The following is a 9,863-nucleotide window of genomic DNA, read 5'->3' as shown; positions in this document are numbered from 1 at the left end:
GTGAAAGACTTACTTAAGTTTCTGAAGCAACAAAATAAGACCGAAGAATTCGATGCAATTCGCATTGGTCTTGCTTCACCAGACATGGTTCGTTCATGGTCATACGGTGAAGTAAAGAAACCTGAGACTATTAACTACCGTACTTTCAAGCCTGAGCGCGATGGCTTATTCTGTGCCCGTATTTTCGGCCCAGTGAAAGATTATGAGTGTTTATGTGGTAAATATAAACGCCTTAAACACCGTGGTGTGATCTGTGAAAAGTGTGGCGTTGAAGTAACACTCACTAAAGTGCGTCGTGACCGTATGGGTCATATAGAACTGGCAAGTCCAGTTGCGCATATATGGTTTTTAAAATCATTACCGTCACGTATCGGCTTAATGCTTGATATGACGCTTCGTGATATTGAACGTGTTCTTTACTTCGAATCATTCGTAGTAACTGAGCCTGGTATGACAACGCTTGAGCGTGGTCAGCTATTAGGTGAAGAAGAATACCTAGATGCACTTGAAGAGCACGGCGATGAGTTTGAAGCGAAGATGGGTGCTGAAGCAGTATTAGACTTGCTTCGTGAACTCGATCTTGCTCAATTAATTGCAGAGATGCGTGAAGAGTTACCAACAATTAACTCTGAAACTAAGCGTAAAAAGATCACTAAACGTCTTAAGTTAATGGAATCGTTCCACCAATCAGGTAATAACCCTGAGTGGATGATCATGACAGTACTTCCAGTATTGCCACCTGACTTACGTCCATTAGTACCACTAGACGGTGGCCGCTTTGCGACATCTGATCTAAATGACCTTTACCGTCGTGTTATTAACCGTAATAACCGTCTTAAGCGTCTACTAGATTTAGCTGCACCAGATATTATCGTACGCAACGAAAAACGTATGTTACAAGAAGCGGTTGATGCGCTACTTGATAACGGTCGTCGTGGTCGTGCAATTACAGGTTCTAACAAACGTCCACTTAAATCGCTTGCTGATATGATCAAAGGTAAGCAAGGTCGTTTCCGTCAGAACTTACTTGGTAAGCGTGTAGATTACTCTGGCCGTTCTGTAATCACGGTTGGTCCTACACTTAAGCTTCATCAGTGTGGTCTTCCTAAGAAGATGGCACTTGAGTTATTCAAACCATTCATCTATGGCAAATTAGAACGTCGCGGCATGGCTACGACAATCAAAGCAGCTAAAAAGATGGTTGAGCGTGAAGTAGCGGAAGTATGGGATGTACTAGACGAAGTAATTCGTGAACATCCAGTATTACTTAACCGTGCACCAACACTTCACCGTTTGGGTATCCAAGCGTTTGAACCTGTGCTTATCGAAGGTAAAGCGATTCATTTGCATCCATTAGTATGTGCGGCTTACAACGCCGACTTCGATGGTGACCAAATGGCGGTACACGTACCGCTAACAATTGAAGCGCAGCTTGAAGCTCGTGCGTTAATGATGTCTACAAACAACATCTTATCGCCTGCTAATGGCGAGCCAATCATCGTTCCTTCACAGGACGTTGTATTAGGTCTTTATTACATGACGCGTGACCGCATTAACGCCAAAGGCGAAGGCACCGTATTTAAAGATCCTAAAGAAGCAGAAAAAGCATACCGTAGTGGTAATGCCGACCTTCACGCAAAAGTGAAAGTACGTATTAGCCAATCAGTAGCTAATGAAGATGGTGTTGTAGAAGATACAATTACAATCATTGATACTACAGTGGGTCGTGCAATTCTGTCTCTTATTTTACCTAAAGGTATGCCGTTTGAGTCAATCAACCAAGCCCTAGGTAAAAAGCAAATTTCTAGCTTATTAAATGAGTGTTACCGTCGTCTTGGTTTAAAAGACACAGTTGTGTTTGCTGACCAAGTTATGTACACCGGTTTCCACTACGCAATGAAGTCAGGTGTTTCAATTGGTATCGATGACTTAGTTATCCCACCAGTGAAAGCATCAATCATTGAAGCAGCAGAAGCTGAAGTAACTGAAATCAACCAACAGTTCCAATCGGGTCTTGTTACGGCTGGTGAAAAGTACAACAAAGTTATCGATATCTGGTCACGTGTAAATGAAAACTTATCACGTGAAATGATGGCGAACTTGTCAAAAGACACCGTAGTGAATGCGCAAGGTGAAGAAGAAGAGCAACCGTCATTTAACTCAGTGTTTATGATGGCCGACTCAGGTGCTCGTGGTAGTGCCGCTCAGATCCGTCAGCTAGCAGGTATGCGTGGTCTAATGGCACGTCCAGATGGTTCAATCATCGAGACGCCAATCACGGCTAACTTCCGTGAAGGTCTAAACGTACTTCAGTACTTCATCTCAACGCACGGTGCGCGTAAAGGTCTTGCCGATACAGCACTGAAAACAGCGAACTCGGGTTACCTAACGCGTCGTCTAGTAGACGTTGCACAAGATTTGGTAATCAATGAAGACGATTGTGGCACAGAAGATGGCTTAACAATGAAACCGCTTATTGAAGGTGGTGACGTTGTAGAAGCACTTCGCGAACGTGTACTAGGTCGTGTTGTTGCTGAGCCTGTTGTTATCCCTGGTACTAATACAGTACTTGTAGAACGTAACATCATGCTTGACGAAAAACTGTGTGACCTTTTAGAAGAGCACTCAGTTGATGAAGTTCGTGTACGTTCAGTTATCACCTGTGATAACGACTTTGGTGTTTGTGCTAAGTGTTATGGTCGTGACCTAGCACGTGGTCATATCATCAACGCGGGTGAATCAGTTGGTGTTATCGCGGCACAATCAATCGGTGAGCCGGGTACACAGCTTACGATGCGTACATTCCACATCGGTGGTGCGGCATCAAGAGCGTCTGCTGAAAATAATGTACAAGTTAAAACTAACGGTACATTAAAACTTCACAACGCTAAGTATGTATTAAATACAGACGGTAAGATTGTTATTACCTCACGTTCTACAGAAATCACTATCATTGATAGCTATGGTCGTGAGAAAGAGCGTTATAAAGTACCTTACGGTGCGGTATTAACAGTGCAAGACAATGCAGAAGTTCAAGGTAACGACATTGTTGCTACTTGGGACCCGCATAGTCACCCAATCGTTCTTGAGCATAAATCAAAAGTATCGTTCAGCGATATCGATGATTCAAATACTGAAGCACAGACTGACGAACTAACGGGTTTAACTCGCGTAGTTGTTAAAGATCTTGCTAAAGCGAATGCGAAAGAGCCGAAACTTATCATTGAAAGTGATGAGCGTGGCTTGCAAGAAACACGTCTTCCTTCATTCACTACGATTGAAGTAACAGACGGCGCGACTGCAAACCCAGGTGACGTACTAGCACGTATTCCGCAAGAAGGTTCGAAAACTCGTGATATCACGGGTGGTCTACCACGCGTAGCCGACTTATTTGAAGCGCGTAAGCCGAAAGATCCAGCTATCTTAGCTGAAATCACCGGTACGATTAGCTTCGGTAAAGAGACTAAAGGTAAGAAACGTTTAGTTATTACTCCAGCTGAAGGCGATCATTACGAAGAAATGATTCCTAAGTGGCGTCAACTTAACGTGTTTGAAGGTGAGCAAGTGTCTAAAGGTGAAGTTATCGCCGATGGTCCAGAATCACCGCATGACATCTTACGCCTACGTGGTGTGACTCATGTTGCTAACTACATTGTTAACGAAGTGCAAGAGGTTTACCGTTTGCAGGGCGTTAAGATCAATGATAAGCACATTGAAACTATTATTCGTCAAATGCTACGTAAATGTATCATTCTAGACGGTGGTGATACTGAGTTCTTAGCCGGTGAGCAAATTGAAGTGGCACGCGTTAATATCGCAAACCGCGACCTTGAAGCTCAAGGTAAGATCCCAGCTAAGTTTGAAATCCAGTTAATGGGTATCACTAAAGCATCACTTGCGACAGAATCTTTCATCTCAGCAGCCTCGTTCCAGGAGACAACTCGTGTCCTAACAGAAGCCGCTGTAAATGGTAAGAGCGATGAGTTACGCGGTCTGAAAGAAAACGTAATTGTGGGTCGATTGATCCCAGCCGGTACCGGTTTTGCGTATCATCAAGATCGTATGGCTCGTCGTAAGCAAAAAGACGTTGTTGAAGAGCAAACGGTAAGTGCAGAAGAGGCGACTCAAGCACTAACTGATGCCTTAAACGCGGATTTATCTGGAAATCAATAAACCGAATCTAATCAATAGATTAGAGTTTAGCAAGGTAGTTATCTACTGCCTTGCGAGCGGTTTAGGTTGACAGGTCAATCTTTGCTCATTAAAATTCCGCCACCCATTTACTTGCACGTTTAATACATGCTCGTAAAACAAGGGCGGATTTTTTATTTTTTTCAGTAGTAATTTTAATTTCAGGAGCTATTTAAATGGCAACTATTAACCAGCTAGTGCGTAAGCCACGTCGTAGCAAGGTTACTAAAAGTAACTCAGCTGCGCTTAAAGCGTGTCCGCAAAAGCGTGGTGTATGTACTCGCGTATATACAACTACACCTAAGAAACCAAACTCGGCGTTACGTAAAGTAGCTCGTGTACGTTTAACTAACGGTTTCGAAGTAACTTCATACATCGGTGGTGAAGGTCATAACCTTCAAGAGCACAGTGTAATCCTAATCCGTGGTGGTCGTGTTAAAGATTTACCAGGTGTGCGTTTTCACACTGTACGTGGTGCACTTGACTGTGCAGGCGTTAGCGACCGTCGTCAAGCTCGTTCTAAATACGGTGCAAAACGCCCTAAAGGCTAATTGTTTTCCGTTAGTAAGGCCAAGCACTAAATATTATTAATTATTGTTTTGGGTGATTGTTCCAAAAGGACAAACCTGAATAAACCGGAGATACAAAATGCCTAGAAGACGCGTAATAGGTCAACGTAAAATTCTTCCAGATCCTAAGTTCGGATCGGAACTTCTTGCAAAATTCGTTAACATCGTAATGTTAGACGGCAAGAAATCTACTGCTGAAAAAATCGTTTATGGTGCGCTAGACGTGGCTGCTGAGAAATCAGGCAAGTCGCACCTAGAAATCTTTGAAACTGCACTTGATAACATCCGTCCACAGGTAGAGGTTAAATCTCGCCGTGTTGGTGGTTCAACTTATCAAGTACCAGTTGAAGTACGTCCAGTACGTCGCAACGCATTAGGTATGCGTTGGTTAGTAGACGCTGCACGTAAGCGTGGCGAAAAATCTATGGGCTTACGTTTAGCTCAAGAAATCGTTGACGCTGCTGATAACAAAGGCACTGCGGTTAAGAAACGTGAAGACGTTCACCGTATGGCTGAAGCGAACAAAGCATTCGCTCATTACCGTTGGTAATCTGTCCTTAACCTTTAAGAGGATTTTATGGCACGTACAACTCCACTTGAGCGTTACCGCAATATCGGTATTTGTGCTCACGTAGATGCAGGCAAAACCACCACAACAGAACGTGTTCTGTTCTACACAGGTCTTTCTCATAAGATCGGTGAAGTGCATGATGGCGCTGCAACTATGGATTGGATGGAGCAGGAACAAGAGCGTGGTATCACAATCACTTCTGCTGCAACAACGTGTTTCTGGAAAGGGATGGACGCTCAATTTGACGACCATCGCATCAATATTATTGATACCCCAGGACACGTAGATTTCACTATCGAAGTAGAGCGTTCTTTACGTGTACTAGATGGTGCGGTAGTTGTTCTTTGTGCTTCATCGGGTGTACAGCCGCAAACTGAGACAGTTTGGCGTCAAGCGAACAAATACGAAGTTCCAAGAATGATCTTCGTAAATAAAATGGATCGCACAGGCGCTGACTTCTTAACGGTTGTAAGCCAGGTGAAATCTCGTCTTGGAGCAACGCCTGTTCCAGTCCAGCTGCCTATTGGCGCTGAAGACGACTTTAAAGGTGTTATTGACCTTATTAAAATGAAAGCCATTAACTGGAATGATGAAGACCAGGGTATGACTTTCTCTTATGAGGCAATACCGGCAGAACTTCAGGAGTTAGCCGAAGAATGGCGCTCTCACTTAGTTGAAAGCGCTGCTGAAGCTACTGAAGAACTAATGGATAAATACTTAGAAGGTGAAGAGTTAAGCGAAGCAGAAATTAAAAATGCTTTGCGTCAACGCACATTAGCGAACGAAATTGTTCCCATGACGTGTGGTAGTGCATTTAAAAACAAAGGTGTTCAAGCTGTGCTTGATTGCGTTGTTGAATATATGCCATCACCAACACAAGTGAAACAAATCCAAGGTATCTTAGAAAATGGTACTGAGGAAGAGCGTCCTGCTGATGATAAAGCGCCGTTTGCTGCTCTTGCATTCAAGATTGCAACAGACCCGTTTGTTGGCACTTTAACCTTTTTCCGTGTTTACTCTGGTACTGTTAAACAGGGTGACGCGGTATATAACCCAGTAAAAAGTAAGCGTGAGCGTCTTGGTCGTATCGTTCAGATGCATTCAAACTCACGTGAAGAGATCAAAGAAGTCCACGCAGGCGACATCGCGGCGGCTATTGGTCTCAAAGACGTAACAACAGGTGAAACACTGTGTGATCCGAACTCTATTATTACGCTTGAGCGTATGGAGTTCCCAGAACCAGTTATCTCTGTTGCGGTTGAGCCTCGCACAATCGCTGACCAGGATAAAATGGGTATCGCGCTAGGAAAACTAGCTGCAGAAGATCCATCTTTCCGCGTACAAACTGACGAAGAATCAGGCCAGACTATTATCTCTGGCATGGGTGAACTTCACCTTGATATCATTGTCGACCGTATGAAACGTGAATTCAGTGTTGAATGTAACGTTGGTAAGCCGCAGGTTGCATACCGAGAAGCTATTCGTTCAACTGTTGAAGTTGAAGGAAAGTTTGTACGTCAATCAGGTGGTCGTGGTCAATATGGTCACGTCTGGCTTAAACTTGAACCGATGGATATTTCGGATGATGAAGCCCCAATTTACGAGTTCGTAAACGAAACCGTAGGTGGCTCAGTGCCGAAAGAATACATCCCTGCGGTAGACAAAGGTATCCAAGAGCAAATGGCTCAAGGTGTACTGGCAGGCTACCCATTACTTGGTGTTAAAGCGACTTTATATGATGGTTCATTCCATGATGTGGATTCGAATGAAATGGCATTTAAAATAGCAGGTTCACTGGCTATGAGACAAGGTGCGCTAGATGCAAACCCTGCACTTTTAGAACCAGTAATGAAGGTTGAAGTACTCACTCCTGAAGCAAACATGGGTGATGTAGTTGGCGACCTAAACCGTCGTCGCGGCATGATCGAAGGCATGGAAGATGCACTTGGTGGCCTTAAGCAAATTAATGCTGTGGTACCACTATCTGAAATGTTCGGTTATGCGACTGCTTTACGATCTGCAACACAGGGCCGTGCCTCATACTCTATGGAGTTTTTGAAGTACGCTGAAGCCTCTAAGCAGGTTGCAGATACAATAATTTCAGCTCGCGCTGTTATATGATTTTAGCTTGTCTGGCTCAATACTGAGTCAGGCTTTAATTTCTTTATTAGGAATTTTTTAAGATGGCAAAAGAAAAGTTTGAACGCGTAAAACCGCACGTAAACGTTGGTACAATCGGCCACGTTGACCACGGTAAAACTACACTAACTGCAGCAATCACTAACGTACTTGCAAAAGTATACGGCGGTGTTGCTAAAGATTTCGCATCAATCGATAACGCTCCAGAAGAGCGCGAGCGTGGTATCACAATCTCAACTTCACACGTTGAGTACGATACACCTACTCGTCACTACGCACACGTAGATTGTCCTGGTCACGCCGATTATGTTAAAAACATGATCACTGGTGCTGCTCAAATGGACGGCGCTATCTTAGTAGTTGCTGCGACTGATGGTCCTATGCCACAAACTCGTGAGCACATCCTACTTTCTCGCCAAGTTGGCGTTCCTTACATCGTTGTGTTCATGAACAAATGTGACATGGTTGATGATGAAGAGCTACTTGAGCTAGTAGAAATGGAAGTTCGTGAACTTCTTTCTGAATACGACTTCCCAGGTGATGACTTACCACTAATTCAAGGTTCTGCACTTAAAGCACTTGAAGGCGAAGAGCAATGGGAAGCTAAAATCGTAGAGCTTGCAGAAGCACTAGATTCTTACATTCCAGAGCCAGAGCGTGACATCGATAAGCCATTCATCATGCCTATCGAAGACGTTTTCTCAATCCAAGGCCGTGGTACTGTTGTAACTGGTCGTGTTGAAGCTGGTATCATCAACGTGAATGACGAAGTTGAAATCGTTGGTATCAAAGAGACTACTAAGTCTACTTGTACTGGTGTTGAAATGTTCCGTAAGCTTCTTGACGAAGGTCGTGCTGGTGAGAACATTGGTGCACTTCTACGTGGTACTAAGCGTGAAGACGTTGAACGTGGTCAAGTACTAGCTAAGCCTGGTTCAATCAACCCACACACAACATTCACTTCAGAAGTATACGTACTTTCTAAAGATGAAGGTGGTCGTCATACTCCATTCTTCAAAGGTTACCGTCCACAGTTCTACTTCCGTACAACTGACGTAACAGGTGACGTACAGTTACCAGAAGGCGTAGAAATGGTAATGCCTGGTGATAACGTTAAGATGACAGTAACTCTAATCGCGCCAATCGCGATGGACGAAGGTCTTCGTTTCGCTATCCGTGAAGGTGGCCGTACTGTTGGTGCTGGTGTTGTTGCAACTATCGTTGAGTAATCAACTGTTGTAATGCATTAAGCATTAAAAAAACCCGAGCTTAGTCTCGGGTTTTTTAATGCTTGAAGAAAAGTGATTAGCTATCAGCTTTTAGCTGCTCGGTGCTAATGTAAGCTAAGTAGCCTGAGTTAGTATCAACCCCGAGTAGAAGCCAGCGGTTTAAGAACCTCTGAATATCTATAGTTTAATATTTGAGCGCTGTTTTTTCATAGAAGGGAATATGACTATACGCTAAAACTCAGTAAAGACATGTCTATTCATTGAATAGCTATCGACTCTTATAGACTATTAGCCTAAGCTAAAAATAGCTTAAATTTACAACAGGAAATGGGCGATGAATAATAAAAATAATTATCCGCAAGGTATATTTTGCTGGGCTGAACTGTGTACTCATGATTGGAAAGATGGAAAAGCTTTTTATACCTCGTTGTTTGAATGGGGGAATGACGACCAGCCAATTGGCGAAGATGAATATTACACAATGCTTCAAAAGCAAGGTGACGATATTGCTGCCATGTACCAAATGCCTAAAGAGCAAGTGGACGATTCCACACCTAGCTACTGGCTTACCTATATTGCAGTAGATGATGTTGATACATGTGCAATTAAGGCGCAAAAGCTAGGCGCGCAAATTATAGCAGGCCCTCACAATGTTATGAATGCAGGGCGCATGTTAATGCTTAAAGACCCAACCGGGGCCACCGTGGCGTTATGGCAAGGTAAAGAGCATATAGGATGTCAGCGTCCTTGTGAGCTCGGCACGCCTTATTGGCACGAAATGGCAACGCGTGATAGCGAAGCGAGCCGTCACTTTTACTGCGAATTACTAGGTTGGCAAAGTGAAATAAAGCCTATGGAAGGTATGGATTACACCTTGTTTTTAGTTGCAGGTAAGCCTGTAGCGGGCATGCTACAAATGAATAATGAGTGGCCAGAAGACGTGCCTCCCCATTGGATGATTTACTTTGCCGTGGATAACTGCGATAGCTATGTAAAAAAAGCGGCGATCCTTGGAGGGCAAGTGTGCGTACCTGCTACAGATATCCCTGATGTAGGGCGTTTTAGTGTTATTTGCGATCCTCAAGGGGCTGTTTTTTCTATGATTGAATCGGCAATGGATGATATTAAAGCGTAGTAATTAGCAATGCTTAGGATTAATTTTAG

The 9,863-nt window shown here is 43.7% G+C and carries 6 protein-coding genes; all 6 read left to right on the top strand.

What is annotated here, in order from left to right; all coding sequences use genetic code 11:
* The 6 genes from rpoC (at nt 1) to MTF66_RS16325 (ending at nt 9,834) form a co-directional block, all read left to right on the top strand.
* Entirely contained in the window at nt 1-4,173 is a 4,173-nt protein-coding gene (gene rpoC / locus MTF66_RS16350; RefSeq protein WP_054202751.1) for a DNA-directed RNA polymerase subunit beta', read from the top strand.
* A 194-nt stretch (nt 4,174-4,367) separates the two neighbouring features.
* The gene (gene rpsL / locus MTF66_RS16345; protein ID WP_002958885.1) at nt 4,368-4,742 is read left to right on the top strand and encodes a 30S ribosomal protein S12; all 375 of its coding nucleotides are present in this window, start codon (nt 4,368-4,370) and stop codon (nt 4,740-4,742) included.
* A 97-nt stretch (nt 4,743-4,839) separates the two neighbouring features.
* Nucleotides 4,840-5,310: a 30S ribosomal protein S7 gene (rpsG, locus tag MTF66_RS16340; RefSeq protein WP_010392135.1), complete on the top strand. Its 471-nt coding sequence runs from the start codon at nt 4,840-4,842 to the stop codon at nt 5,308-5,310.
* Between the two features lie 27 nt (nt 5,311-5,337).
* Entirely contained in the window at nt 5,338-7,452 is a 2,115-nt protein-coding gene (gene fusA / locus MTF66_RS16335) for an elongation factor G (protein ID WP_248527673.1), read from the top strand.
* A gap of 62 nt (nt 7,453-7,514) precedes the next feature.
* The gene (gene tuf / locus MTF66_RS16330) at nt 7,515-8,699 is read left to right on the top strand and encodes an elongation factor Tu (protein ID WP_109875886.1); all 1,185 of its coding nucleotides are present in this window, start codon (nt 7,515-7,517) and stop codon (nt 8,697-8,699) included.
* 334 nt (nt 8,700-9,033) lie between these two features.
* Nucleotides 9,034-9,834, top strand: coding sequence for a VOC family protein (locus MTF66_RS16325; RefSeq protein WP_248527672.1), 801 nt, complete (start codon nt 9,034-9,036; stop codon nt 9,832-9,834).
* Nucleotides 9,835-9,863 lie beyond the last annotated feature (29 nt).

This window comes from Pseudoalteromonas sp. 2CM39R (genome assembly GCF_023161845.1).
Note: the sequence above shows the minus strand (reverse complement) of the source record. Positions and strands in the feature narration are given on the sequence as shown.

What these genes read in the sequence shown, in the direction of transcription:
- rpsL (WP_002958885.1), top strand. Translation starts at nt 4,368, where the DNA reads ATGGCAACTATTAACCAGCTAGTGCGTAAGCCACGTCGTAGCAAGGTT.
- tuf (WP_109875886.1), top strand. Translation starts at nt 7,515, where the DNA reads ATGGCAAAAGAAAAGTTTGAACGCGTAAAACCGCACGTAAACGTTGGT.
- fusA (WP_248527673.1), top strand. Translation starts at nt 5,338, where the DNA reads ATGGCACGTACAACTCCACTTGAGCGTTACCGCAATATCGGTATTTGT.
- MTF66_RS16325 (WP_248527672.1), top strand. Translation starts at nt 9,034, where the DNA reads ATGAATAATAAAAATAATTATCCGCAAGGTATATTTTGCTGGGCTGAA.
- rpsG (WP_010392135.1), top strand. Translation starts at nt 4,840, where the DNA reads ATGCCTAGAAGACGCGTAATAGGTCAACGTAAAATTCTTCCAGATCCT.